This window comes from Leptolyngbya sp. PCC 6406 (genome assembly GCF_000332095.2).
Lineage (GTDB): Bacteria > Cyanobacteriota > Cyanobacteriia > Phormidesmidales > Phormidesmidaceae > PCC-6406.
Genome location: NZ_KI913951.1, coordinates 38,202 through 62,712, shown reverse-complemented (window position 1 = coordinate 62,712; position 24,511 = coordinate 38,202). Strand labels below are relative to the sequence as shown.

General features: G+C 52.3%; 26 protein-coding genes and 1 pseudogene. 14 read left to right on the top strand and 13 right to left on the bottom strand.

The window, feature by feature from the left end:
- Window positions 1–28: 28 nt before the first annotated feature.
- Window positions 29–160, top strand: coding sequence for a hypothetical protein (locus LEP6406_RS35005; RefSeq protein ID WP_263971276.1), 132 nt, complete (start codon window positions 29–31; stop codon window positions 158–160).
- Between the two features lie 21 nt (window positions 161–181).
- Here the strand turns inward: LEP6406_RS35005 and LEP6406_RS0225775 are convergent, their stop codons facing one another.
- The 4 genes from LEP6406_RS0225775 to LEP6406_RS0225760 all read right to left on the bottom strand — a co-directional run bounded on the left by LEP6406_RS0225775 (window position 182) and on the right by LEP6406_RS0225760 (window position 1,657).
- Window positions 182–691, bottom strand: coding sequence for a hypothetical protein (locus LEP6406_RS0225775; RefSeq protein ID WP_008311701.1), 510 nt, complete (start codon window positions 689–691; stop codon window positions 182–184).
- A 115-nt stretch (window positions 692–806) separates the two neighbouring features.
- Window positions 807–1,025 (bottom strand): hypothetical protein, encoded by a 219-nt coding sequence (locus tag LEP6406_RS0225770; RefSeq protein ID WP_008311699.1) that lies wholly within the window; start codon window positions 1,023–1,025, stop codon window positions 807–809.
- Between the two features lie 29 nt (window positions 1,026–1,054).
- On the bottom strand, window positions 1,055–1,360 hold the full coding sequence (locus LEP6406_RS0225765; protein ID WP_008311697.1) for a hypothetical protein: 306 nt from the start codon (window positions 1,358–1,360) through the stop codon (window positions 1,055–1,057).
- A gap of 45 nt (window positions 1,361–1,405) precedes the next feature.
- Window positions 1,406–1,657: a hypothetical protein gene (locus LEP6406_RS0225760; RefSeq protein WP_155834887.1), complete on the bottom strand. Its 252-nt coding sequence runs from the start codon at window positions 1,655–1,657 to the stop codon at window positions 1,406–1,408.
- A 205-nt stretch (window positions 1,658–1,862) separates the two neighbouring features.
- On the opposite strand from LEP6406_RS0225760, the gene LEP6406_RS0225755 reads away from it, so the two are divergent.
- From LEP6406_RS0225755 to LEP6406_RS0225740, 4 genes are all read left to right on the top strand, one after another.
- The gene (locus LEP6406_RS0225755; protein WP_008311693.1) at window positions 1,863–2,477 is read left to right on the top strand and encodes a hypothetical protein; all 615 of its coding nucleotides are present in this window, start codon (window positions 1,863–1,865) and stop codon (window positions 2,475–2,477) included.
- Between the two features lie 84 nt (window positions 2,478–2,561).
- The gene (locus LEP6406_RS0225750; RefSeq protein ID WP_008311690.1) at window positions 2,562–2,996 is read left to right on the top strand and encodes a hypothetical protein; all 435 of its coding nucleotides are present in this window, start codon (window positions 2,562–2,564) and stop codon (window positions 2,994–2,996) included.
- A gap of 104 nt (window positions 2,997–3,100) precedes the next feature.
- A complete protein-coding gene (locus LEP6406_RS0225745; RefSeq protein ID WP_008311689.1) occupies window positions 3,101–3,763 on the top strand; it encodes a hypothetical protein in 663 nt (220 codons plus the stop codon).
- 130 nt (window positions 3,764–3,893) lie between these two features.
- Window positions 3,894–6,470 (top strand): coiled-coil domain-containing protein, encoded by a 2,577-nt coding sequence (locus tag LEP6406_RS0225740; protein WP_008311687.1) that lies wholly within the window; start codon window positions 3,894–3,896, stop codon window positions 6,468–6,470.
- A gap of 111 nt (window positions 6,471–6,581) precedes the next feature.
- Here LEP6406_RS0225740 and LEP6406_RS0225730 read toward each other — a convergent pair whose 3' ends face one another.
- The gene (locus LEP6406_RS0225730) at window positions 6,582–6,839 is read right to left on the bottom strand and encodes a hypothetical protein (RefSeq protein WP_008311685.1); all 258 of its coding nucleotides are present in this window, start codon (window positions 6,837–6,839) and stop codon (window positions 6,582–6,584) included.
- Between the two features lie 316 nt (window positions 6,840–7,155).
- Here LEP6406_RS0225730 and LEP6406_RS0225725 point away from each other — a divergent pair, with 316 nt between their 5' ends.
- Together LEP6406_RS0225725 and LEP6406_RS0225720 are read left to right on the top strand one after the other, a co-directional pair.
- Window positions 7,156–9,027, top strand: coding sequence for a restriction endonuclease (locus LEP6406_RS0225725; RefSeq protein ID WP_008311683.1), 1,872 nt, complete (start codon window positions 7,156–7,158; stop codon window positions 9,025–9,027).
- 583 nt (window positions 9,028–9,610) lie between these two features.
- Window positions 9,611–11,221, top strand: coding sequence for an IS1634 family transposase (locus tag LEP6406_RS0225720; RefSeq protein WP_027269458.1), 1,611 nt, complete (start codon window positions 9,611–9,613; stop codon window positions 11,219–11,221).
- Between the two features lie 7 nt (window positions 11,222–11,228).
- On the opposite strand, the gene LEP6406_RS0225715 is transcribed toward LEP6406_RS0225720, so the two are convergent.
- The gene (locus LEP6406_RS0225715; protein WP_027269457.1) at window positions 11,229–11,465 is read right to left on the bottom strand and encodes a hypothetical protein; all 237 of its coding nucleotides are present in this window, start codon (window positions 11,463–11,465) and stop codon (window positions 11,229–11,231) included.
- On the opposite strand from LEP6406_RS0225715, the gene LEP6406_RS0225710 reads away from it, so the two are divergent.
- Window positions 11,459–11,719 (top strand): hypothetical protein, encoded by a 261-nt coding sequence (locus LEP6406_RS0225710; protein ID WP_155834886.1) that lies wholly within the window; start codon window positions 11,459–11,461, stop codon window positions 11,717–11,719. The two genes, LEP6406_RS0225715 and LEP6406_RS0225710, sit on opposite strands and share 7 nt — an antisense overlap.
- On the opposite strand, the gene LEP6406_RS0225705 is transcribed toward LEP6406_RS0225710, so the two are convergent.
- From LEP6406_RS0225705 to LEP6406_RS0225695, 3 genes are read right to left on the bottom strand one after another with little or no spacing between them, the layout of a single operon-like run.
- Entirely contained in the window at window positions 11,716–12,966 is a 1,251-nt protein-coding gene (locus LEP6406_RS0225705) for an RNA polymerase sigma factor (protein WP_008310691.1), read from the bottom strand. The two genes, LEP6406_RS0225710 and LEP6406_RS0225705, sit on opposite strands and share 4 nt — an antisense overlap.
- 6 nt (window positions 12,967–12,972) lie before the next feature.
- Window positions 12,973–13,590, bottom strand: coding sequence for a glutathione S-transferase family protein (locus LEP6406_RS0225700; protein WP_008310689.1), 618 nt, complete (start codon window positions 13,588–13,590; stop codon window positions 12,973–12,975).
- Between the two features lie 11 nt (window positions 13,591–13,601).
- Window positions 13,602–13,943 (bottom strand): YciI family protein, encoded by a 342-nt coding sequence (locus LEP6406_RS0225695; RefSeq protein WP_008310688.1) that lies wholly within the window; start codon window positions 13,941–13,943, stop codon window positions 13,602–13,604.
- Between the two features lie 664 nt (window positions 13,944–14,607).
- Between LEP6406_RS0225695 and LEP6406_RS0225690 the strand changes: the two genes are divergently transcribed.
- Complete coding sequence (locus LEP6406_RS0225690) at window positions 14,608–15,501, top strand: hypothetical protein (RefSeq protein WP_155834885.1); 894 nt, start codon at window positions 14,608–14,610, stop codon at window positions 15,499–15,501.
- A gap of 240 nt (window positions 15,502–15,741) precedes the next feature.
- Here LEP6406_RS0225690 and LEP6406_RS30745 read toward each other — a convergent pair whose 3' ends face one another.
- A complete protein-coding gene (locus LEP6406_RS30745; RefSeq protein ID WP_008310682.1) occupies window positions 15,742–17,619 on the bottom strand; it encodes a pentapeptide repeat-containing protein in 1,878 nt (625 codons plus the stop codon).
- 60 nt (window positions 17,620–17,679) lie between these two features.
- Window positions 17,680–18,240, bottom strand: coding sequence for a hypothetical protein (locus LEP6406_RS29810; protein ID WP_071992362.1), 561 nt, complete (start codon window positions 18,238–18,240; stop codon window positions 17,680–17,682).
- A gap of 328 nt (window positions 18,241–18,568) precedes the next feature.
- Here LEP6406_RS29810 and LEP6406_RS0225675 point away from each other — a divergent pair, with 328 nt between their 5' ends.
- The 4 genes and pseudogenes from LEP6406_RS0225675 to LEP6406_RS35550 all read left to right on the top strand — a co-directional run.
- Window positions 18,569–18,802, top strand: coding sequence for a DUF433 domain-containing protein (locus tag LEP6406_RS0225675; RefSeq protein WP_008310679.1), 234 nt, complete (start codon window positions 18,569–18,571; stop codon window positions 18,800–18,802).
- Window positions 18,799–18,945, top strand: a complete 147-nt coding sequence (locus LEP6406_RS35785) for a DUF5615 family PIN-like protein (RefSeq protein WP_162160923.1) — start codon at window positions 18,799–18,801, stop codon at window positions 18,943–18,945. Before LEP6406_RS0225675 ends, LEP6406_RS35785 begins: the two co-directional genes overlap by 4 nt.
- Before the next feature lie 107 nt (window positions 18,946–19,052).
- Window positions 19,053–19,298 (top strand): UPF0175 family protein, encoded by a 246-nt coding sequence (locus LEP6406_RS0225670; protein ID WP_008310677.1) that lies wholly within the window; start codon window positions 19,053–19,055, stop codon window positions 19,296–19,298.
- Window positions 19,299–19,320: 22 nt separating this feature from the next.
- A pseudogene (locus LEP6406_RS35550) lies at window positions 19,321–19,440 on the top strand (DUF3368 domain-containing protein); the annotation flags it as partial.
- A 95-nt stretch (window positions 19,441–19,535) separates the two neighbouring features.
- Here LEP6406_RS35550 and LEP6406_RS0225665 read toward each other — a convergent pair.
- On the bottom strand, window positions 19,536–19,712 hold the full coding sequence (locus tag LEP6406_RS0225665) for a hypothetical protein (RefSeq protein ID WP_008310675.1): 177 nt from the start codon (window positions 19,710–19,712) through the stop codon (window positions 19,536–19,538).
- Window positions 19,713–19,899: 187 nt separating this feature from the next.
- A complete protein-coding gene (locus LEP6406_RS0225660; RefSeq protein WP_008310672.1) occupies window positions 19,900–20,493 on the bottom strand; it encodes a helix-turn-helix domain-containing protein in 594 nt (197 codons plus the stop codon).
- A 644-nt stretch (window positions 20,494–21,137) separates the two neighbouring features.
- On the opposite strand from LEP6406_RS0225660, the gene LEP6406_RS0225655 reads away from it, so the two are divergent.
- Entirely contained in the window at window positions 21,138–24,488 is a 3,351-nt protein-coding gene (locus LEP6406_RS0225655; RefSeq protein ID WP_008310670.1) for a DUF3854 domain-containing protein, read from the top strand.
- The last annotated feature ends 23 nt before the right edge of the window (window positions 24,489–24,511 follow it).

The window sequence follows — 24,511 nt, the reverse complement described above, 5'->3', positions numbered from 1 at the left end:
TTCGTTCAAACCACTTCCGTTGAGGGGGTTGAAACGGGTAGGCTCGTCTGAGCATCGAGATTGGCAAAACCACATTAAGCGGCGGGATGCCTTGCTGGAGCTGGAGCGGCGATCGCTAGTGATTCAGACAATGTTGGACGCTCCCCTCTGGGAGCCATAGGGAAAGCGCTTGCTGCCTAACCTATGCGGATGCCATAGCTACTGCCGGTTCACTGACCCTAGTGGGCGCACACCAGCAGACCCGCACACGAGTATAGCTATTAGTAACGTGCAGACCTTCAAAGTCTTGAAGGCTTGCGACTTCCCAGCCATCCAACTGGGGAGCCGAGCCACCGAGCTTGGGTAAAAATTCACTGTGCTCTGGCCACCCAAATACAAAATCCTCGCCACTGATATAAATCGACATCAGTTGGGGATCATCGTCATCCCAGGGATCGTGTTGAGGCTCTGCCCCATCCAAGGTCAGCATGACAACGCTGAAACGACTGTGGGTATCCCCTTGAGCCGCATACGCTTCAATTTTTGCCACCTTCCAATCGAGATCCTCCCAGTGGCGAATATCACCTACCCGCAGGGGTGTCGTTCCCAGCTCCAGGGAGTGATGCTCAATAGCCCACCCTTCATAGGTTTCAGGCTCGCACGAATATTTTGCCTCACGGGGCCAACAAAAGACTAATTGGGCGATATTCATGGCTCTATCTCGCTCCTGAATCGGCAGATATAGCGGGTTTGGGGCTGCTGACTGGCTTTGAAGGTTCGGGATCAAACTCAGCGTGGGACAACGCAGCACTGTGGGAGCTTGCCCTTTAGGCCACCCGTTGTTGAATCAGCGTCTCAGTCAGGGCTATCAGTCGATCAATGTGTCTAGCCTGCATTTGGGTGGTTTCGTGTTGCTGGCGAATTAGGGATTCCAGGTTAGTCAGATTCCGTTCAAGTCTATCAAAGCCAGTATTGACAGTGTTTTCCAGTCGCGCCAGCCCTTCCATGAAGGCTTCGATTTGGTCCACATTCTGGGCGATATTCATGGCTCCACCTTGCTATGTAAGTTTGTGCTTTAGGCGACCCGCTGTCCGATCAGGGTTTCAACAATGCTGACCAATCTATCTGTAGTAGCCGCTTGCTGCTGGCTGACTTCGTGCTGTTGTCGAATCATGGCCCTGAGTTCAGCAAATTCATCATGGGTACGGGTTTGATTCTCAGAGAGGGTCGCTAGTTGCTGAGTGTTGGTGCGGGTGTCGGTCGCGATCGCGCCAACATGGCTGTTCATAGACTCCAGCAAGGCCACCACGGTCTGAAGAGAATTATCGATGCTCTCAAGCCTTGTCGATAGGGTAAGTAGAACGTCGTCAGAATTAGCCATCCTCGTTACAAGCCAAGGCCATGGATCCACTCAACTTAGCCCAGCTTATTTGTCACTATCTTCGTTGACATAGCGCAAGAACATCTCTTCTGGTGAAATTCCTTGCTCGTTGGCTTCTAAGGTAAGCCTTGTCTCGTGCTTCTCCCAGTTGCGCTCCAAGTAGGTAATGACAGCAGTCTGCAACATTGCCGCCACAGACTTCTTAACCAACTTGGATGCCACAACAAGCCGCCAGTAGTCATAGAGTCCTAGCTCGCCAGCCTGTGGCCTTGGATTCTTGGGTTTTGGCAATTCCATGCTCTTCCAATCCATTGGGGCGACTCACCAGTTTTCAATCTGTTGAGTCAAGTTTACATGCTTTGTCATGCATCAGTCCTTGACACATTAATGACAGGTCATGCATGATACGTCAATGACTAGGCATTGCCAGGGTAATGACTAGGCATTAACCAGTCATTGACAAGCTGTTACTAAAGGCAGCACCTCAGATACAGGTGGAGCAATGGAACAATTGCACGACAAGGCTTACAGCATCGCGCAAGCTAGCCAAGCACTCGGAAAATCTGAATCTTCGATCAAAATTTATAAGAAGCTTGTGCTCGAAGCATTCAGAAAAGAGCCGTCACTCGTCACAGAACCCAATGGAAGCCTTACGGGATATGGGCTTGAGCAATTAAGGAAGGCTGCCCACTTCATCCAAAAAGGAGATCGGACTGGCTATATAAAAGCTGTTTTCCAGGCAAATCCGCATCTCGAATTTGACTTGGATGGCCATAGCCGACAACCCCAGTCAGTCAACGGAAACACTGACTATACGGGCGTTCTGAGAGGAGGATCGCTGGTTAAACGACGCTCGACAGCCATTACAAGCTCTTTTTCTGAATTTGATCAGGAACTGGCTGACGGAGAACTAGCGCTGATCCAGGACGACATCAGCCACCAAGTAGAAAACCTGGATGGCCTGTTTTCGCAATATGCCAGAGCACGAGTTCAAAAAGCCTTTACGGAGATCGAACACACCGTCGAAGCTCTGAAGGCTAATGCTCTTGCCGAGATGGGGGTTACAGCTACCAACCCAAAGTCTCCAGCCCCACCTCAAAAAAACAACGCACCATAAAGCTCCCAATGGCCGCGATCGCACTTCTCGCGATCGCCACCCTCATCGCCATCGCTCTGATGATCCTCATCACCCAGCAAACCCATGACCGCACTCCCCATCCCACCCAACCCTTTCCAACTCACCGCCAACCCCTCTGACCTGGACGTGCAACTGCAAGCCCTGGTCGAAACCCACGGCATCGGTGCTGTGGGGGAGTCATTGGCCCACCAGTACGGCAAAACCCGCGTTATTGCTGCCACCCTGGGCCAGAAGCCCGATAGGGTTGACTGCGTTTCCATCCCGCGTTCAGCAGACCCGGTATCCCCGCCGCTGCGGGAGGCACCCCCGGCTGGGTATCGGGACGTACTGAGCGAAATCGCTGACCAGCTCACCGCCATGGGCGACAGCCTAGAACGCCAAGTCACGAACCAGTGTGCGTCAACCAAAACCATCCTGCTCAACAGCACTCAGGCAGCGCTAGGGGTAGCGATTAACTGCATCCGCCTCTACCAGCAACACCGCGATCTAGCCCCCTAAATCCCCCGAGTCCGGGGGACTTCAGATCCGGCTCCCCCAGTATTGGGGCCGGGGGGCCGGAGAGCTGAAACACAAGGCACAGACTCAACAGTCAAGGAGATACCATGCCTCGCAGTATTCGTGACATCCAAGGTGCCACCGACCGGGCCGCAAAGCGTTCCCCCGGCATTGCTAAGGCCGTCCAAACGGGAGCCAACCCCACCGCCCAGGAAAGCGTGGCCCAAACCCTGGTGCAAAGCGCCGCCCTGGTGCGGGATGAGCATTCCAAACCCCCTATCCAAAACCTGGAAAACGTCTCTGACCTGTCCCCCACGGACTATACCCAGGTCTCCGGCAATGCCCCAGAGGTGACTGACCCGGAATTCAATCGGATGCTGGCCGCCATTCGCCACAAGATCAACAGCATCAAAATCATGCGAGAGAACACCCTCCTCGGTAATGAGGTGGAGGGGCTGCGCGGCGACCTGGCCAGGATGCTGACCGCCCGCGTCAAGGCCGCGACGGGACTAGAAGGGGTGAGTGCGGAAGTGGCTCGCCATGAAGCCCAAATCGAGACCACCCGCCTAGAGCGGGAGAAAACCCTCCACAAAGCTCTGGAAGCGGAGGGACTGGAGGGCTTGCGGGAACTGGTGACCCAAAAGGCCCAACAGGAAAACGCCTTTCGAGCCGCCCAGATTGCCCGCCTGGAGCGGAAGACGGCGAAGCTACTGGATGAGGACATTAATGCTGACAGCGCTGAACCTTTGCCGATTGGGGCGGAGTATTAGGGCGTGGGGGGGTGGGGGAGTGGGGGAGTAGGGGAGTAGGGGGGTGGAGGGTGGAGGGTGAAGGGTGGAGGGTGGAGGGTGGAATCAGGTTGTAGGCAGGTTTGTATACAGGGGCAAACGAGGAGACACCATGAAACACGGTCGGCGATGCTCCTCTGGAGCGGCTGCACTAACGCCACGACTCTGGCTCTGGGCTCTCGTTGCCATCGGGGGCTTTATGGTCGGGGCGAACCTGGTGGCGCGGATTCAGGGCAATCATGCTCGGACTGGGTTCACCATGGGCCTGCTCACGGGGTCGGTGCTGGTGGGGACGATCGCGACGCTGCACGGTAGCCAAGCCGCTAAAGATCACCGCCTCGCAACCCGTGATCTCCACAGGCGGCTGACGATTCTCAACCACGAGCTGACCCAAGTCCAACGCAACAAGGCGGGTCTAGAGACCCGAAATCAGACTCTCCAGACCCAGCTCACTGAGACCACACACCAGGCCCAGGCAGCGGCAGATGCCCTTGAACCCACGCAAAAACGGCTGGGGGTGGCGGAAGCTACGGTCACGGCCTTAACTGCCTCTGAGCGTTCCTTGATGGCAAAACTCCACCAGGCGGAAGCACGGGTGCAGGCTCTCCAAGCCGCGATCGCGGTTAATCGGGAAGCCGACTTCAAGCGGGGTCGCGCCTACGAGCACCGCGCCGCTGAACACCGCATAGCCCAAGTGCAGGCGGACAAGTCGCGGGCGATCGCGGCGATGGAACAGCAGATGGCCCAGGAAGTTGCGGCGGTGTCCACGGCACTGGCAGCGGCACAAGCCGAAATCCAGGCATGGGAAACCGAGTTTGAAACCCAGCTCCAACGCCTTGCCGATGAGCAGGAACAGGCCATTCTGGCGAGAGTCGTCGCGACGGTCAGGCAAGACTACGAGGCCCGCCTTCAGCGGGTGGCCAATGCCATTCCGGAAGCGGTGCGGAAGCGCTGCGATAAGTATCGGGACAAGTGGCTGGCGGAGCTGCGGGCGGAACTGGCCACCGTCACGGCAGAGCGCGATCGCGCCTTCCAGAAGCTGGAGCACTACGAGCAGGAATTTGTCGGCCTTGCTGCGGATGTGGAGCAGATCCATGACGCTGACCTGCACCAGGCGCTCCAGGCCCAGGTGGAATCTCTCCAGGGGGCCATCGAGCAGAAAAATCGCACGATTCAGAATTACCAAAGTGCGATCGCGGATCTAGAAGCCCCGCGACTGTTTCCCGGAGGCTATGAGCACCACCGGGGCAATCTCCTGATTCGCCATGCCCACGCCCAGGGCATCCTCCTGGATGCCCTCCACCGCAGCCGCAATACTGAAGCAGGGCAAGAAACCTACTACTTTGCCGCCCGCCGCCCTGCACCCCCCCGCGAAGTCTTGGCCCAGCTCAACGGGCAATCCCTGAAACTTCAGCACGAGCTGGATTCTAAAAAGACCGTGCAGTTTGAGTACGATTCCGAGTCCCTCACCTACCGCTGCGCCATTCAACTCTTCCAGAAGCGGCTGACGAGGGATGAAATTGACCGCAAGTGGCTGAAGGCATCCAAATTCAAAGCCCTGGTCAAGGATGCCTGTGCCTTTCGCGTCTCCGCCAACAAAGGCGGCTCTAAATCCCCCACCGTGCGCAACATCCTGGGGGCCAAGCTGCTGGAGGGGGAGAAGTTCAAGCTACGGCGCTATGACCCCAGTGCCGGGAGTCGCAAGGACTACTGGCGGGTAGCTCCCACCTGGCGCTCCTACCGCGAAGCCCTGAAGATGGCAGCGGATATCGAAAGCCTGATCCTGCGACGGCAGCGGGAAAAGAGTGCTCGCCAGGGCGCGGAATTTGACTGGGTATACTACGTCATCGATGAGCTGGACAACACCCTGTCTACCTTGGCTGGGGAAAAGGTGGTGGAAGGGGACGATGAGATCTCCGCCGCCAAGGTGGTGATTAACGCGATCGCCAAGGCCGTCAAGGAAGGGGAGCACCTACAAATCGGCGTCATTCTCTGCACCCAGACCCCCAACGTCATGCAGTTGCGCAAGTCAGAGGTGATCGACAAAGCCTTCTTCAACAACCTGGCCCAGATCGTGGTGGAAGCCAATGTGTTTGACTACCTAGCCGCCTCCACCGACCAGACCAAGAGTGCCCGTCTGGCCAGCGACTACCGAGCCGTCTACGACTGGTGTGACAAGGAGAATGAAACCATCCCCGACGAGGCCCGCAAGTACCGTCCGGCCCTGTTCGTCAACAAGGGCAAGCGGGAGGTGATCGAGCTACCACCGTTGGGGGAATTTGGCTTTGACAAGCTCGATCCCAGCCAGCCCTACGACTTTGAGGACTTCAACGCCTATGAGTACGCCGGGGCCAGAAGCCTCGACCAGGCGCTCTTGATGGCCTCTAGGGAGCAGGTGGAGCGCACCAGTCTACTGCCCCTGCTGGCCTCTAGCGGGGGCCAAGGAGCTGCCAGCAACGGGTTAGCCAGCAGCCATGCCCCAGATCTCCCCAGCCAGGGCAATGTCGCTGTCGCCGTCGATCCTAAGGTGCTGCCCAAAACCGAGGGAGAGCCCACCTGCCCAATCTGTGGGGACACACTCAAGCCCAACGGCAAGGGGCGGAACACCTACAAGGGCATGCAGCAGTTTGTCTGCCGCAGCCCAGATCACACTTCCCAGATGGGGGGAAAGACGTTCTATCGGCGGTGAACAGGGGGCTGGACGGCATCTCTAAAACCAGGATTCCAGGGGAAAGTGGCGCACGGCAGAATCACCTTGAATCAGGCGACTGAAGTGATTGGTATCCAGCAAGTACATAGCCTATGCCCGGAGCTGAGAGCGGGTTTCATAGACCCTCTCCAGGCAGTCTTCAAAGTCTTCGCCTGCCCAGGTTTCGGTATGGCTGAGTAGGGAGCCTCCGGTGGGGGGCCGAAAGGCAGGACTCTCTGACGCTGGAGCTTGCTCTTGATGCTCCGTATGAACCAGAAAGTCAAGAAAGTCGGCAACCAGGCGCAGGCGATCGCCAGAGAGCTGATCGAGATAGTGATTGATGGTTTGACGGAGTTGAAGACTGTTCATAGTGGCTAGCTGGGAAGTCGACAGTTAGGCGGGGCATGGCAATCTTGCCCATTCCCTATTATCGGTTTGATTTGGCGATGAGGTTAGAAGCAGTTGAGTGGCTCTTCTCCGCCCAGCTCCTAACATGTATTAGGAACTGGCCCAGGGCTGAGCGGCAAGACCACAGATCTGGCGGTACAGCAGAGTAGGGCCAATGCAGAATGGTTTAAAGTTTCTCGTTGGTTGCTGGATAGAGCGACCTAAGATATGAGAAGCCTGTTAAATCAATTCACTCTGTCGAGTTAAGCAATTACTTCATAAACTAAATTCATAGATTATGACACAGACAAGAGCAAAAATTAGTAGGGAAGATAACGCCAGGATAGAGCTAGGGGAAGTACGCTCAAATCCTCCTTGGTTAGAAAACCAGCATATTCTTCCTTTTCATCTGCTTCACCCTGATGAGTTTGAAATCTTCTGCTTTTTATTATTACGCTATGAAAACCCACATGATGATATTTATTACTACGGAAAGACAGGTGATGCAGGTCGAGATATCGTCTGGCATAAAAGTGATGGTTCTATAGAGCTAATTCAGTGCAAGCGCTATCAAAACAATGTAGGCATTGGTGAGATTCGCACTGAAATCGCAAAGCTACACGTAAATTGTTACAGGCAAACAATTCCTGAGAACCCAAATTCTGTTGCCTTTTATATCGTTCCAGATTTAACTGCACCCGCTCAGGATCTCATAGACTACCCTTCTAAATGGCTGGAAATAGCTGAGGATGTTTTGAGAGGCTATTTGAATGAGCAGCCTAGTGAAGGGATTCTTGAGTTCGCTTTGAGTTGGCGACCAAAGTTCTCTAAACAAATGGCTGTTGAACTAACTCAAAGAGCCAAAAAGTATCAAGGCTTGATAGAAGAGTTTTTTGGATATAAGAAGGTTATTGATACAACTGCACTTGAACCAATACTTGCAAAGCTTGAAGAAATTCAAAAGTCTCAGACAATATTTTTGCAGCCGGACGCATCAAATGCTACGGTTGCTCTCCAAAATGCTCTACGCAAGGCAGAAACAGAAAATCAAGGACTACTCTTCTCTGTTAATCAAACTTCTCAAATTACTACAATTAGTGTATCTGCCGAACCGTCTGCTGGATCAGCTCAGTTTGGGAACTTGATTTTTCCAGAAACCGAAGCGGGCAATCAAGGTTTAGAAAAGTTTAGATTATTAGTAGAAGAAGGTAGACAGGTTGAGCTAGAACCGGATGAATACAATTGGAGATGGAATATCAACTTACCTGAAATAGGTTCATCCCCTTTTAGGATAACAACGCTTAAGTTAATCCCTAATGTTCCTGAGTATCAAATTCCTTGCATGCTTGAGGTTTTGCAAGATAATAAAGTCGTTTCTAGAGTTCCCTTTGCTTACTTTCGTATTTTGAGAATCGGCACAAAAGAAATAGAATTTTGTATAAGCGGTGGACAGTTGCAAGGAGAATTGCTATTTGTCTCTTCTTTTGAAAGAGACAACACTCTGCTCACTTATAAAGGGCTTAGTCTGTATTCTATTCCAGTAAAACAAGCCAAATCATCTATAGAGCTAATGCTATCTCTCTATAGACATGGAAAAGTAAGGGTAATTTCGCTGGAAGATGAAGCTGTTCTAATCAAACCCATAGAAGCCAACGATGCAAGTAGTAATTTTAACAAGGAAGAGTTTGAAAATGCAATTAGATTTCTTGAAAAATTGGACAAAATTAATCAAGCTTTCAATCTCAAGCTTTTATATCCAGAAAATATTTCTGCCGAAATTGAGGAACAAGCAGATTCAATACTGAATTCTATAAGAAAAGGGAAAATTAAACGCACTGGTGGCACAGTTTCTTTGTCCTACACACCTGAACAGGCTTTAGAAATTTTAAACATTTTTGAAAAAGATGGAAATTTTAAACTCACTATGACCACTGAAATAGAATACTCTTTTCTAGACCAAAAAATAGATATGGGAGAAACTGATATAACGCTTGAAAATGTTTCTCTAATGGACGACTCAGAATCAATCAGAGCAGCTTTTATTGAAGCCAGAGATTCAGGTGTAGAAAAAGTTGATATACGCCTCAAATGTACAAGTTCTGTAGAGAGCTATCGTCGTTGGTTTCAGGAGAACACTGAGGAGAATTTAGTAGATGGAAGTTCTGGTTAAACTACTAAGCCTCTTTCAAGGATCTTACAACTGTTCTCTTAGTAGTTGATATTAAACTGTACTAACAGCTAGTCGCCCTTGCGCTCTGTCTACTTAGCCTGAATCAGGGAACGCACCAACTTCACTCGGTACAGGTTAGCATCTTTACACCAGACTACTCGATGGCCCCGCAATTTGCACCACACTCAGCTAAGCACTGCTCCCAGTCTCTACGGTCAAAGAGGGCTTTCGGATCAGACAGCAACCCCCATTTGCGCTCTTACTGGCTGAGCTTGGCGAACTTGGTATAACCCAGATAGTCCTGCTCCTTCTGGTGCAACAGGGGCGGATTGTCCAGGTCGTAGTCGCGGTAACGGACGTGCAGATCGCGCAGGGCGATCGCCTTGGCGGAAATTCCAACAGACTAATATTATGCGTACCCTCTACACCACAGCAACCTGAACCACCTCTTGCTGCCGAACATGCAAAATACCTTTCGCAGTCTCTTCGGCTGCTATTGTACCTACATTCCGCAGGTTGACAGAGAATAGAAGTCATGTTGTGTGCAAGCTAGGCAAGCGGCCCTTAGGACAGGATAGAAAGCGTGCGTATCGAGAATATTGACCATCTAGGTTTGGTGGCTGGCATCATCGACGAACTGGGCTTAGAGGATTTAACCGATAAAGAGATCGCCCCCCACAGCTTGGAGCACGTCAGCACCGGGCAAGTAGTGAAGGCGATGATTTTGAACGCCATGGGCTTCCTGAGTGCCCCGCTGTACCTCTTCAGCGAGTTTTTTGAAAGCAAAGCGGTGAGCCACTTACTGGGAGCAGGTGTAGAGGCGAAACACCTCAACGATGACCGTCTCGGACGGGGTTTAGATGCTCTCTACGCAGTGGGCATCACTCCATTTTTTCTCAAGGTAGCGCTGCAAGCGGTAGAGCGCTTTGGGATTGATATCCAGCAACGGCACCTGGACAGCACCTCGATCTCAGTGTCAGGAGAGTATCCCTCTGAAGCCTCCTCAGAGGCTTCAGAGCCGATTTCCATTACTCTCACCCGAGGCTATTCCCGAGACCACCGCCCTGACTTAAAGCAATTTCTGATGACTTTGGCCTGTAGTGCTGATGGGGGAGTCCCCCTGTGGCTGCAAGTCGCTAGCGGCAACGCCAGTGATAGTCAGCAGTTTGCCACAGTCATGACGTCATTTCAGCAGAACTGGACAAGCGAGGGCGTCTTTGTCATGGATGCTGCCTTCTACAGCGCGCCGAATCTCAAGGCCGTTGGGAACCTGGGCTGGATTAGCCGTGTTCCTCAAACCTTAAGTGCGGCTAAGGCGCTGATTCAAGGGGAGACAGCTCACTTAAATGAACTGGAGTGTGAGCAAGCCGACTATCGCCTGTGGGAGATGCCCCAAGACTATGGTGGGGTGGCCCAACGCTGGATTTTGGTGGAATGCCAATCCCGCCAAGGAGATGGGCAACGAGCCGAAGCGACCCTGGCGAAACAGGAAAAGATACTCCATCGGCAGCTCAAAGCCCTCAGCCAGCAAACCTTTGCTTCTAAGGCTGAGGCTATTGAAGCGGTGATGGCCTTTCAAGACACCTTAACCTTGCACCACTTGGCTCAGGTTCGAGTCGCCCCACCCGTTCCCAAACGGGGTCGTAAACGAACCAGCCCAACCCATGCCTCCTCCTCGGGAGCAGGGTATTGCATCGAGGCCCAACTGGAGAGGAGTGAGAATGCCCTTGAGCAAGTCAAACGTCAACAAAGCCGCTTTATCCTGGCGACCAATCAACTCGATACAGCCCTTTGGCCCGCCGACAAGGTCTTGAGTGAATATAAGAATCAGCAAAAGGTGGAACGCGGCTTCCGCTTTCTCAAAGACCCGTTATTCTTTGCCAGCAGTGTCTTTGTCAAAAAGCCACAACGAGTCGAGGCGTTGGCGCTAGTGATGGCTTTGACGCTGCTGGTGTACACCCTGGCCGAACGCAAACTGAGGCAGGCTCTCGCCGTCCAGCAGCAGACAGTCCTCAACCAACGCAAGCGGCCTACGGCTAAGCCCACTTTTCGCTGGATTATGCAAGCTTTTCAGGGCATTCACTGGGTGTGGATACAGGGCCAGTGGCAAATCAGCAACCTGAATGACCAGCGACGACTCATTATTCAACTTCTCGGACCACCAATTGAGCGCTACTACTATGCATTATCTTAATTGTTTGTCAACCTGCGGAATGTAGGATTGTAGCGAAGGCTTGCCAATCATCCTCAGTGAGCATTTTCGCCAGCATGGCGATCGCTTGCTGGCGAACGGTTTTCTCCTCAGGGGCTACCTGTTCGCCATCTTCTGCCAGTAGAGCCTCCAGCCAGATTGCCTGCTCTGACGTAGGCGGCTGAAGATGCTCAAACAGACGAACGGGAGGGGCAGGTCCTTGACCCTGTCTATGGGGCCGTGACAACGGGCAACCAATGGAAATTTTTGAGTCTTCAGGGCAATACCGCCTTTGTTGACCAGAAAGATTACTACATTGACCGCGTGCAGGACATCATGAGTGTGCTGCTGGGCATAGTGCAGCCGCCTTTAGCGGTAAAGGGCAGCATGAATCGTCAATTTGCTAAAGTCTGCCAGTTAGTAAAGTGCATAGCGCTAAGGCGCGGCTTCGCCTTTTATGTCGCTTGCGAAACGCGAAGCAATGCACCGCAGAGAAGCTAAAACTCATGCAACTGATGGAGAAGAAATTCGCGAACTTTAACATCTTCCGTTAATCCAATTGCTCGTGAATAAGCCTGCTGAGCTTCAGATTTATGCTCTAGCTGCTGCAATAGATGAGCCTTCAATGCCCAATAGGGTTGGTAGTTTCTCACGACTTCGCTGGGCAAGGTCTTGAGATAGACCAAGCCCTGCTCTAATCCTTTGGCTTCCGCGATCGCAGCTGCATAACTGACCCTCGCACCAAGGGTGGGCGAAAGCTGAATCAAGCCTGCATATAACAACGCCAGTGTTTCCCAATCGACCTGCTGCGTGACGGCGCGTTGGGCGTGGAGTGATTGAATCGCTGCTTCCAGTTGAAATCGTCCCAATTGCTTCAAGGTCGCAGCGTGGGTGAGTTCCCGTTCGGCTTCATCAAGCATGGGCCGCGCCCAAAGCCGAGTATCTTGCTGGGCTAACGGGATGTAGGCACCCTCTGCACTGCGACGAGCATCGCGGCGGGCTTCACAGTAAAGCATGAGCGCCAGTAACCCACGGGCTTCAGGGGCTTGCGGCACTAGCTGAACACATAAACGAGCCAGCCAGATCCCATCTTCAGCCAATCCGCGATGCCGGGGATCACCTCCATCTACCATTTCCCAAGCATGGGTGTAAGCGGCGTAAATGGCTTCTAGCACAGCCGCTAAACGACCTGGCAATTCATCTACTTGAGGTAATTCAAAAGCAATGCCCGCATCTCGAATTTTGGCCTTGGCTCTCACCAGGCGCTGGCTCATGGTAGCGGGGGCAACCAGAAACGCTGAGGCAATCTGTGCCGCATTCAGCCCTAGCACCGTTTGCAGCATCAATGGGGTGTGAATCGTTGCGTCAATGGCTGGGTGGGCACAAATAAAGAGTAATTTAAGGCGATCGTCAGGAAAGAACTCTGGATTATCGGGCGATTCGGGTTGCGATCGCGCCAGCGCTGACCCGTCAGTTCGCAGGCTACTCAGTTTAAGCGTTTCCAGGACATTTTCTTGAACACGATTGCGTCGTGCCCCATCGATCAACCGATTTCGGGCTGCCACCACTAACCAGGACTCAGGGTTTTTGGGAACACCAGTCTCTGGCCAGGTTTTCAGCGCTGAGAGGAACGCATCGCCGAGGGCATCTTCGGCAGCCGCCAGATCCCTGGTTCGAGAGGCCAAATAAGCAACCAACCGTCCATAGGAACTGCGGACGGCCATTTCTGCCGCTCGACGTGCATCCATGGGCGGTTAACCTCTTGGGGTGGTCTTTTGCCAAGCCGGTAAGGGCTCTATCCGAGCATACCAAGCTTGAATATGGGAATAGCGCTCAAGGGGAAACTGTCCAGGGCCAGCATAGGTCAAGTCACTAGCCACCGAAAAGTCAGCTAACGTCAGGGTTTCATCAACCAGGTACGTACGCTCGGCCAGATGTTGATTCAGGACAGCGGCCTCTTGATGAAACTGTTGAGTGGCCTGTTCCACAACCTGAGGGTCAGGATCTCCCAGTTGCAAAACTTGTTTAACCACCCGCTCAAATTGCAAAGGCTGACAGGCCCGTTGCCAGTGAGCTTGTTGCCAACTCTGCCAGCGCATAATATCTGCTCGACTTTGGACGCTTTCTGGCCAAAGGGAATTAGGACCCTGGCTGGCTAAATACTGCATAATCGCCGTAGACTCCCACAGCACAAACTCGCCATCTTGCAGCACAGGGGTTCGTCCGGTGGGGTTCAACTGCATGAACTCTGGAGTTCGTTGTTCTCCTTTTTGCAGATCTATTAGTCTTAGATCTAAGGGAAGGTCAAGATGAATTGCCACCGCATGGGCTTTACGGCTATTAGGGGAAGCGGGAAAGTAGTAAAGTTTCATGCCACTATCTCCTATGCCTGGTTCATGGGTAACAAAGGCCGGACTTCCACAGCACAATTGCTAGCGGCAGGACAGCGAGATGCCCAGTCTAGGGCTGTATCCAGATCGGCAACATCAATGATGAAAAAGCCTCCCAATTGTTCTTTGGTATCCGCATAGGGGCCATCTTGAACGTTCCGCTGCCCATTGCGCAAACGGAGCGTTGTAGCCGTATGACCGGGATGGAGAGCTGCACCACCTGCTGCCACGCCTGCCTCCGCTAAGGCTTGAGAATAGGCGCTATAGGCAGGCATGTGGTTTTCCCGATCTGAGAAGTCTTGCTCGGTCTCGTAAACCAGAATGGCATATCTCATGGATGTACTCGTTTTAGATGACGTAAAAGCATAAGGGTCTTTATGCCTCTACTGATATGACGAGCGAGCGAGCGCCATTTCGACAAAAACCAAGAATTTATTTTGAGCTAGGTTTTACGCTCGTAACCGGACTGAACAATCCAGAGAGTGCCATGAGCGGGGACTTGCTGCTCCACTGGACTCCTCAGTCAGCAGCTCATTGCCAGCCGTTTTCTCGATGCGGCAGGTGTTTTCGCTGATGGAGATCAGCATCATGTGCCGTCGAGGCGATCAAGCCCTTCGTCGTCGCGGGTCAAGACTGAGCGGCAAGACCACAGATCTGGCGATGCAGCAGAACAGGACTAATGCAGAATGGTTTAGTTTTTTTGGGGGGGGGTGCTTGATTGGGGACGGAGGATAATGGTGGACACTGTCCACCCTATGGCTTGGCTGTTTTCTTCAGCAGCTTTAGAGACCTGCCCCGTCTCACACAAACTGCTAGATGCCGTTTCTACTGGTTAATCAAGCTCGGATGAACACCGATCGCGCAAAACGCTATAAGTTTTTGATCGGTCGGTTAGATTTTAATGAACCATAGCCCGGAATTTAGATTGTAGTTATGTCGCCCTCTACTGTCCCCAATCCTTTTTTACGGCTAAAAACGCGGTATATATTTCTCCGGCTAATGCTGGGAATCTTAATCGTGATGTTGGTGTTATGGCCCATTTTTAGCCTTGGGCTGGGGCGTCCTTTTGACATAGACTTGCTGAACGTCGATCAGTTGCAGGCCATCGCTCCGACCCTGAGCCAGATATACCTGACGGCTACAATTACTGGGGGACTGTACTGCGTTTGGCTGGCCTGCCGTAAACAGGGGTTAGATCTGCGATCGCTGATCGGCCCACCCCCTAATGGTAAGCAAATCGGTCAACTGATTTTACTTGCGATCGCAACTCATTTTGTCTACATGGGGCTCTGTCGCCTGAGCTATAGCGGCCTAGCGGAACTGGCTCCCACCTGGACAGAAACCAACGTCAACACCCAAGCCAACGTGGTGGTCACTCAACTCCAGCAAGCCCAATCTCCGCTCTTGTTTCACCTCACCTACCTGATCACCAACCTGTGGGGAGCAGCCCTTTCAGGATTTTTGGTTTTGGGTCTATTGCTGCATCGATGGGCGACTAAATGGAATTTACGCACCGCCATCGTTGGCATGATGGGCCTAGCCATCGTACTCAACCTGCAACAACCCGAATTTCTTCTAGGAGCTGTGCTGAATTTCGGTCTGGCAATTTGGATTTATTTCAAACTGCGATCGCTACTAGCGGTTTACCTATACCTGGCTGTGGGCAGCCTCTTCAGCTACGGCCTCTTATTGCTATTCGGCGGCTTGCTCACCATTGCCAGTACCCACCTAACGCAATACAACCTCAGCGACATTCGGGGCTTTTGGCTGCTGGGCAGCCTCTATATTGGGATCGGCCTACCCTGGATCACCTTAATGCTCAAAACCCTACCCCCGATCTCGCCACAACTGCCCTACTTTGCCAATCACCCGCCCATGCCATCAGGCCAATAAATTCCTATTTTTTAAGCCCCATAGAGGCTGTAACTGGGTCATACTAGCGGCCATCAATGTTTACCACACTCATGACCCAGTTAGGCAAAGCCGACCTCGAACAGATAGCGGGCGACTACCTTACCACAGCAGCTTGAATCACCTCTCGTTGCCGAATATGGAAAATGCCTTTTGCAGTCTCTTCAGCCGCTGTTTGGGCTAGCGCTTGCCAGTCATCCTCAGTGAATATTTGCCTAGTGTCTAGGGAAGAAAGGGAATTGTTAGACCAGCCGCTTTTACTAAAACTGACCAGGGACCCTTGAGTTTCCCCATCAAGTTTTTTGCAGAATCTGTTGCAGTATCGAGAGACTCTAATGTCTCTTTAAACCATTTTAGATTGCCTGCGATCCGTTCCTGTTTCGGAGTTTCTTTTTGAGTTTCCTGCTTGGCCGCCTCAATATAGGATGCAGCTTCCTTTTTCTCTGCCTCTGCTAGATCAGAAGTAGCAATCAGCCCTAGTATTTGATCAAGGGACTTAAGAATATCTCCCTTTGTATTCTCCTCTTGGGGCGACCAAGATGCAGATGTGCTTTGATTAACCCTGGCATTGCCTGAAATAGTATCTGCTTGAATGATGTTGTCGTGACTATTATCACCGCTATTCTTGACGAAGTTACCAGGCATACTGAAATTTCCTCCTATGTTATTCAAGAGTTGTTGGATCACAATGGGATTTCCAGGCAAATTACTGATTTTTTTGTCGAATGAATCGACTAGAATCTTTAATCTGTCTAGGCTTACTTGAAATCCCTGCTTGTTTGGAGATAGATCCTCAATCAACTGCAATTCTCTTTTAATTTCACTAGCATATTCAGAACCATACTGCAAAACCTGCGCCATCATACTATAAACTTGAGAAATATTATCTTCAAATTCTTTGTCTTTTAAATAGTCATTTTCATTAGCAGGAACTCTCGTCATATACTGCTGGTCTCGATAGGAGAATTCCAAATATATATGATTGCATTTTATATTTTTGAAGTTTGCATTCGACATTTGCCAATCTGATATACAAGCCCCAGAGAGATTTGCGTCTGAAAAATTAACTCCAATTACTCTAGATGCAGCCAGGTTTGCCCGCTCAAGGTTGGCACCAACTAAGCTAGCCGCAGATAAGTCAGCAGCGAATAAATCAGCACCTTCGAGTTGTGCAAAATTCAGGTTAGCATTTCTCATATCACAGTTATTTAACTTTGAAGAATGCAAACTAGCCTTTTCTAAATTAGCAGAGACTAATTTTGCATTACTCAAGTCAGCGCCTTGCAATTTTGCGTCAGCAAGGTTAAAGCCACTCAGATTATAACCTTGGTAATCCTCATTTCTGCCATCTAAAGTAGTTAGCAATCGGAGAGCCTTTTCCGAGATTGAGATTGGGAATTCTACAAAGGACAGGAGACTATGTCTCAAGGAAATTTCCTTAAAGCTAAAATCAAGGAATTTACTATGTCTAACAGAGCACCTATTTATAGAGATAGAACTTGACTTTGTGTAACTAAAGTCACAATTTTCTATATGAGATTCTTCAAAGCAAGCATTATTTAAGTTTGACCTTATAAAATTATTGCACGTTGATTTTCTTCTTCTCTTTTTATACTCAAGTATGGTTCTCCTGATATCCATTATGAGCAGTGTTGATATTATCAAAATACCTATTACACCAGACAAGAAGCCCCCCAATATAGACACTGCTCCCTCTGCAATTGGAATAGAGATCGCAATAAAAATAAGCAGTAACCCCATCGTCCATACAATAGGAAAAGGCAGAGACAGAAGAAAATCTGCATCAGAGAAGGGTATATCATCAATTTCTATATGGGTATAAACGGTCATCAATAGATGTTGCCTAGGGCTGATTCCAATATTGCTTTTTGTAAAGGTGGAATTCTCTAGATTAGTATCTTGAAAGTCGCAGCCCTGAATAGTTGAATGGAGAAAATTAATGCCAGACAGTTCCTTACCCCGTAGGGATTGATTTGCAAGATAAATACTTCTAAATTTTCTTTTGCCCTTGTCATATTGCCTTAATAGCTCTTCCGCCGTGATGGGTTCTAGTCCTAGCAATAGTATTTGCCACTTCATTGGTTGACTCGTGGATAGGGAATCTATAGCCAGCGCTTAGCCAGGTATTTAGCTAGGTATTTAGCCAGGTCGCTGGGTTTGTCGAGCTTGTTGGTGGAGTTGCCGGTGCCGAACTTGCAAAATACCTCTCGCTGTCTCTTCAGCCGCTGTTTGGGCTAGCGCTTGCCAATCATCCTCAGTGAACATTTGCACCAGCATCACGATCGCTTGCGATCTCACAGTTTTCTGCTCAGGAGATATCTGTCGGGAATCTTCTGCCAGTAGAGAATCCAGCCAGATGACTTGTTCGGGTGTGGGCCGCTGAAGATGCTCAAACAGTTGTCGTTGCGCTTCGATGTAGACGGCCTCGAAGATCCGACCCAATTCCCAGGATTGTAGCCATGCTTTCAGCTCTGGCAACAAAATCGATAGCAGTTGCACTTGGCGGCGCTGCTGACGAAAGGCGGCTGAGGGCACAGTGGCTAACTGTTCAACGTAAGCTTTTAGGCCCAGACCGGCTTCAACCTGCCCGCCGCACTCCGCTTCAATGGCCTCAGTTTCTCGCACCCAGGCTTCATCGTTGAGCAAGTCCAACAAGTTGCCCGTTTTTGCCAGTTGCTGAGCCAAAATCTCGTCATTCATGGGGACACCTAACGTTGTTAGGGAACAAAAGGTAGCGGTTACTGTTTCATTGGGCGGTTTTTGGAGCGAAACGGGGCGAGTCATGGAGGCTGTAATATCGATACATCTCATACCCTGGGAACTTTAACTAGCCCCTAGCTGGCTAGCTCAGTCGGGCCATTCCATCTTTCCCACGCTCAGCTTGGGAACGCTACACCCGGCGCTCCTGAGCCCTGGGATGGGGACGCGGGACGCGGGAGCGTCTGGGGAGATGTTCCCACGCTGGAGCATAGGAACGATGAGCCGCGCTCAGCTTGGGAACGATGGATTTAATTCTGGAGAGCCTGCCATGAATTCCTTCCTAGATCGCATCACCATCAACCCCGACATCTGCCACGGTAAACCCTGTATTCGTGGGCTGCGCTACCCCGTCGAGCTGTTGCTAGAGCTGCTCAGTTCCGGCATGACCCAGGCCGAAATTCTGGAAGACTATGACGACTTAGAAGAGGCGGACATCGTCTCGGCCTTAGTGTTTGCCACCCGACTCAGCCAAGTCAAAAGCGTCTTTAAGCTGGCCTCATGAAATTTTTGGTTGATACCCAACTGCCCCGGCGGTTAGCTCAGCTTCTTCAGAACGCTGGGTACGACACCCTGCATACCCGTGATTTGCCTGATAGTAAGCCACCCCAGACACCGGAGCCTACAATGAAATCGAGATCGACCTAGCCCCCGAATGCGTGCGCTTCCTGTGTACCCACTATGGCCACCATCTCAACCCCAGCCCCGCACCCAAAAAGACTTCAACGCGCTAGAAACCTCAGAGATTAAGAACGATGAGCCTAGTCATTTCGGACGATATCCTTCGAGCCAGTGGCTTATCAGAGCCAGACCTCTTGCTAGAAATCATCCTTTTGTTGTTTCAGAAAGAAAAGCTCAGCCTGGGTAAAGCCAGCGAGATCCTAGGCATGACTCAAATGCGATTCCAGCACTTACTAGATGAGCGAGAAATCTGCGTCCATTACGACGTAGCTGAATTTCGAGAAGATGTGCAGCACCTGAACCAGAAGGGTTGGTTGTGATCATACAGCAGCCAAACGGCGCGGCCTAGTTCCAGCCGTGCGCCCGCTACTGGATGACCTCGTAACAGTGGCCAGATTTCGCGTCAGTCGTCAGCTTTATCTAGAGGTTTTGACCACTGCCAACGAGTCCATATCTGATTAGGGGATAGCACACGTGATGACAGATAACCTACTCAAAAGCCCCTGACTGGCCAGTCTAGGGGCTTTTGAGCTTTTCCTTGAAAAATAGCGCATTCATCACGGATCACGAATTCCCTCGATCCTGGCTTGCGCACACTTGGCGACAAGATCCATGATGCGTTGAATCTTTTCTTTTCTAATCAACGCCTCAATGAATGCACCCTGATCTGCTTCTGCGAGATCATCAAACCGGTACAGCAAGTCATCAACTGCTGCAACTTCGGCAGAGTCCACAGAAGACCTTGATGGGTCGAATTGCATAAGCAGCTATATTCCGCTTGGTTTGCAAAAGACGACCACTCCTAGACCGAGTCATGCTACTGGAACTACAGAGCTATCCACGTTACCCATAAGAGTACTGACACAACAGAGCAAACACATCTATCCTCAGCTAGGTCACCCCCTTTTCTCATCCCAGCAATCACCGCCGCTCTTCCGATAGATTTTCCGCAGCACGATTGATGGCGGTCGAGGTATATTTGCCCACTTTACCGATGAGTTCAGGCATATCATCCAGTTCGCAATACTGCATCAGCGCCATGAGCAGGGCCATGATCGAGAGCACCTTGCTCCCTTGCTGATGGCGCTGCTTAGACAGGGCTCCGAGTTCTCGCACCAGGCCGATCAAGCTCTGGTCATCACAGAGCTGAAGCAGGGCTGAAATAATTTTGTCTGGGGAGGCTTCTTGATCGGTGAGGGCCTCGTGAGCCAAACCCGCCCCCAGATTTTGATAGAAGCGCAGATAGACATCCGTCGGCATCGCATCCAGCAAGCGCTGCAAGGTAGACATGCGGATATCCCGCCCCTGATGTCGCATGGAAGAAAGGGTGGCATCCGTCACCCCAGCGGCTTCCGCCAATTGAGTTGCCCTATAGCCTTCAGCTTCATCGATCGCGGCAAAGACAGCATCCTTGATACGAACACGACGGGATAGGCATCCCCCGTTTACAGAAGAGAGATCCCTAGATTGGAGAGGTTCAGCAGGATCGATCATCAAGGAATGGTTGGCAACCATGGGATAACAGCCTCGTAAAGCGCTCGAATGTGGACGATGAGGAGGTATTTATAGGGGAATCCTTTGGTTCTCGACTACAGCAACGTCGCCCCTATGTTATAGTCCCCCGCCCGCAGAGATGCATTACAGGTGGGTAGAAAGGCTTCACAACCCCACAGGCCATTTTGCCAAAAATCGACAAACGAGAGATCGCGATAACAGATTTCTTCTTTTTTCTAACCTGTATCGGAAACTTGCAGTAAGATCGGGTCGAGCAATGGCGATCGCTGCCGCTGCACCCCTGCTTGAGCAGGGTGGCAAGGGGCTGAACGCTATTGCCCACAGCCCATCTCGCGTTGATCTAAGGCGATTATGCGATCTCTAGCAAGGGAGGTATTGATAAGGCGACAAAGTTAAAAACTCTGGCTGCGGGAACAACCAGAGTTCAAAACTTTCGCCAAAGCGGCAACAAATTGTTCGGAAAGGAAAGGAATAGACCGGCGAGGGACATTCAAGACCAAGGGAAAAGGAACCTTGAATGACTCACAAGATCACTGTGTCTATATTATCACGCCTTTGGGGAATGGCAACACTTTTCCGGAGGTGATAGTTTGTGATGCTCTGAAACGGTCTATTCCTGCGCAACACCAAAGGAATAGAACACCATGGAATCAACTCTCACACCCCGCGATACTGGAGATCGCGGCGGATACGGGGCATGGCAGTCTTTAGAAGAATGGATGCTGGCGGACTTCCGGCGATCTGCCATCCCAGACCGATTGACGACGACCAATGTCCAAGTGCTCTCCGGGGATGCGGCGATCCAAGAGATCTTGGAGGATAAAATTGCCCAGTCCCAGAAGGTCACCAGCTATATCACCGTCGGGGTGCAGCGGCTGCTGACGGTTTACGAACCCCTCAGGGATGGCATCTGGTGTACGCTCGCAGGCGTTCCCTATGCCAAAGCGATCAATCCCCGGCCCGATCCCCACAAACTGGGGAAACACATTAAATATGAAACGCCACCAGGGGCCATCGCTGAGCCCATTTTGCCCCTAGTGGATGATGAGACAGCGGCGGTTGTCTATGGGCGTTACGGCATTGAACCTTTACCAGGGCAAAGCTTCTGGGAGGTGGTGGCACTCTACAACCTCCCCGTTGCCATCACGGAAGGCTTAAAGAAGGCGCTCTCACTGATCGCCCACGGCCTCCCCGCGATCGCAGTGCGGGGCATTACCCAGTGGCATGTCAAAGGCAGTCTGGAACTGCACACCGTCATTGAACGCTTTGCCACCAAGGGCAGACAGATCTTTATCGTGTTCGACCAGGACAGTAAACCCAAGACCATTGCCAACGTTCACCGCCAGGTGAAGCAGCTCGGCACGATTTTGGCGGAGAAAGGTTGTGAGGTGCGCTGCCCCATCTGGCATCCCCAGGAGGGCAAAGGCATCGATGACGTGCTCTATCGCTACACCGATGCCGCCAAAGCAGCGGGAATTTGCCAGACCTTTGAGGCCAATCCACCGGAGCCCCCCGCCGAAGCGAGCCGAGGATTCAGCGCTGCTCCGCGATGGTCTCCGACCGGGCTTTGCCCATCGCGCCAGCGCCGGGGTACCCAAAATGACTCCCTGCTGCCCGACAATCCCCTCCACCTGACGGGCACCGAGCGCCTGGAGGAGATTCTCAACACTGCCCTGACGCTGAAGCAGTACAAGCGTGATGGGCGAATTGCCGCTGCCCTAAATGCGATTCATCGGCACAATGCCCTCACCTTTCCCATTGAGCGCACCACGGAGGGGAACTACCTGCCCCCCCTGCCAAAACTCACCCCCAGCGTCATTCATGTGGTAGACGCCACCATGAATACGGGGAAGACCTACCGCATTGGACGCGACTGGGTGCAGACGGCTCTGCAAGAAGACAAACACGTCCTGGTGCTCTCACCGTTGAATTCCCTGGGCCAGCAAACCGCCAAAGACTGGGACATTCTCCATATCCATGACCAGGGGGCGACGGGTCAAAACCAGCGGGAATTCTGGGAAGCGGCCCGCCAGCGCCCCGGCATTGTCCTGTGCCCAGACTCCATCGGCAAGCTGCCCGAGTGGTTCTGGACCAAACCCGTGGTCTTGATTGTGGATGAGGGTAATCAAGTCACCGAGCACATCTGCCAGGGGGATACCCTCAAGAGCCGCTATGGCACCATCCTGGAACGCATTGCTAGTGCTGCCAAACATGCGATCGCATCCGGTGGAGCGATCGTGCTCTCTGAAGACGGCATTCCCGATCGCGCTGTGCGCTACTGGCAGACCCTCAGCGGCACCCTGGCGGTGCGCTGTTTCCGCCATCGGAAACAGGGTCTGCCCTGGGACTGTCAGGTCTTTTCTGGCAAAGCCTCCGGGTTTCGCCAACGCCTGCTGCACCACCTTGAGCAGGGTAAGCGCCTCCTCTTTGTTACCAGCTCCCAGCGGGAAGCGAAGCGGCTGGACCGGATCTTACAAAGCCGGGGCCTTTCCTCGACCCGGATTGATTCGGAAACCAACGAAGGCGGAGCCTTTAATCTCTTTTTCAAAGACCCAGATCACTGGCTTCAGGTCCATCGGCCTGACGTGCTAATTCTCTCCCCCAGTGCCAAATCCGGGATCAGCATCGAAGGTGGCATGGCGGTTGAAGACGCCTACTTTGATGAAGTGTGGGCCTACTTCCCGGCCCTCAGCACCGATACCCATCTCCAGATGCTAGGCCGCTATCGCCCTACGGTGCCACGCCGGATCTTCATCCCGCCCTTTATCACCGGCACTGCCGATGAAGCCCTGGGTAATCCCCGTGCCATCAAACAACGCCTGACCCAAAACCTGACCACGCTGGCCCGCCTCTTTGACCTGGGCACCGGTGATCACGACCTGATGGGTGTCGAATCCGCCATCGTGGACTACCTGACCACCGCTCGCACCGTCAGTGGTAGCCAGAAAGCGATCGCCCAGGAAGCGTTAATTGATCGACTTGAAGGAGCTGGCCACACCGTTACCACTGACACCTTACAGGCGGATAAGGCCACAGCCGAACTCTGGCAGCTCACCCAGGAACAGATCTGGCTAGAAGAAGCCGTGGAGATTGCGGCAGCAGAACCGGAAGCGGCCCACACCCTGGACTGGGCTCATCGCACCCTCGACAGCCTGGAGAGTAGCCGTGAGGCCCGGTTGATTGCCTATAAAGTCCTGTGCCGCGACGAGTTTCCCGGCATCGACTTTGACGATGCTGAGGACTGCTACGAAGTGCTCTGCAAAGACTATGGCTCTCTGCGGCGGGGGGTGCTGCTCCAAGGCCGAGCGGAGAACCTGGAGGCGATCAAAGCGTGCGATCGCGATGTCGTAGAGTCGATTCTCGCCAGCTCCATCCGCGCCCCACACCGGCTGCCGCGCAACTATGTGAAAGCCGCCATGATGGCCAAACTGGGGGTGCTGAACCTGCTGGACGGAAAACCATGGACCAATACCGATAACCGGGCGATCGCCATCAAGCAGACCGCCCTCCGGTTTATGGATGAAGTGCGCTACTGGTTGAACCTCAATATCAACCCCGACCAGACCCCCTGTGAAATCGCCAATAAACTCGTGAAGCGCTTAGGACTCAATGTGGCCGCGATCGGTCGCCCTGGCCGCCGTGCTCAAACGCGGGCACGCCTGTATGCCGCCACTGACCTGGACAATCCGATTCGTCTCAAGCTGTTGCAGGCCATTCGGCAAAAGCTGTCGGACTCGGTGTCCACGATCTCTAATCAAGATCAAGTCCTTAATCAAGAGATCGTGGACACGGGGGCCAGCAACCCCCCAGACCAAGGGGCCACCCAGCAGGAACACGGGTGGCAAATTGGGGACTGGGTGCAAATCGAGCAAACCATCGGAGCCTGGGTGATTGACGCGATCGAGGGGGCCGTGGCCCAATTGAGCCGTGCCGGTACTCCCGGTAATAGCTCTATTTTTCAACCTTTGGCTGTCTTGAGGAGGGCGTGTGGGTAGTGCCGCAAGGTGGGGGGTGAAGG

Coding starts and splice junctions, on each gene's coding strand:
- LEP6406_RS0225705 (WP_008310691.1), bottom strand. CDS start 12,966: ATGGATGCACGTCGAGCGGCAGAAATGGCCGTCCGCAGTTCCTATGGA.
- LEP6406_RS0225675 (WP_008310679.1), top strand. CDS start 18,569: ATGAATTCCTTCCTAGATCGCATCACCATCAACCCCGACATCTGCCAC.
- LEP6406_RS0225700 (WP_008310689.1), bottom strand. CDS start 13,590: ATGAAACTTTACTACTTTCCCGCTTCCCCTAATAGCCGTAAAGCCCAT.
- LEP6406_RS0225695 (WP_008310688.1), bottom strand. CDS start 13,943: ATGAGATATGCCATTCTGGTTTACGAGACCGAGCAAGACTTCTCAGAT.
- LEP6406_RS0225690 (WP_155834885.1), top strand. CDS start 14,608: ATGCTGGGAATCTTAATCGTGATGTTGGTGTTATGGCCCATTTTTAGC.
- LEP6406_RS0225740 (WP_008311687.1), top strand. CDS start 3,894: ATGAAACACGGTCGGCGATGCTCCTCTGGAGCGGCTGCACTAACGCCA.
- LEP6406_RS0225765 (WP_008311697.1), bottom strand. CDS start 1,360: ATGGCTAATTCTGACGACGTTCTACTTACCCTATCGACAAGGCTTGAG.
- LEP6406_RS0225745 (WP_008311689.1), top strand. CDS start 3,101: ATGCCTCGCAGTATTCGTGACATCCAAGGTGCCACCGACCGGGCCGCA.
- LEP6406_RS0225775 (WP_008311701.1), bottom strand. CDS start 691: ATGAATATCGCCCAATTAGTCTTTTGTTGGCCCCGTGAGGCAAAATAT.
- LEP6406_RS0225725 (WP_008311683.1), top strand. CDS start 7,156: ATGACACAGACAAGAGCAAAAATTAGTAGGGAAGATAACGCCAGGATA.
- LEP6406_RS0225730 (WP_008311685.1), bottom strand. CDS start 6,839: ATGAACAGTCTTCAACTCCGTCAAACCATCAATCACTATCTCGATCAG.
- LEP6406_RS0225670 (WP_008310677.1), top strand. CDS start 19,053: ATGAGCCTAGTCATTTCGGACGATATCCTTCGAGCCAGTGGCTTATCA.
- LEP6406_RS0225770 (WP_008311699.1), bottom strand. CDS start 1,025: ATGAATATCGCCCAGAATGTGGACCAAATCGAAGCCTTCATGGAAGGG.
- LEP6406_RS0225660 (WP_008310672.1), bottom strand. CDS start 20,493: ATGGTTGCCAACCATTCCTTGATGATCGATCCTGCTGAACCTCTCCAA.
- LEP6406_RS0225750 (WP_008311690.1), top strand. CDS start 2,562: ATGACCGCACTCCCCATCCCACCCAACCCTTTCCAACTCACCGCCAAC.
- LEP6406_RS0225760 (WP_155834887.1), bottom strand. CDS start 1,657: ATGGAATTGCCAAAACCCAAGAATCCAAGGCCACAGGCTGGCGAGCTA.
- LEP6406_RS0225655 (WP_008310670.1), top strand. CDS start 21,138: ATGGAATCAACTCTCACACCCCGCGATACTGGAGATCGCGGCGGATAC.
- LEP6406_RS29810 (WP_071992362.1), bottom strand. CDS start 18,240: ATGAATGACGAGATTTTGGCTCAGCAACTGGCAAAAACGGGCAACTTG.
- LEP6406_RS0225755 (WP_008311693.1), top strand. CDS start 1,863: ATGGAACAATTGCACGACAAGGCTTACAGCATCGCGCAAGCTAGCCAA.
- LEP6406_RS30745 (WP_008310682.1), bottom strand. CDS start 17,619: ATGAAGTGGCAAATACTATTGCTAGGACTAGAACCCATCACGGCGGAA.
- LEP6406_RS35785 (WP_162160923.1), top strand. CDS start 18,799: ATGAAATTTTTGGTTGATACCCAACTGCCCCGGCGGTTAGCTCAGCTT.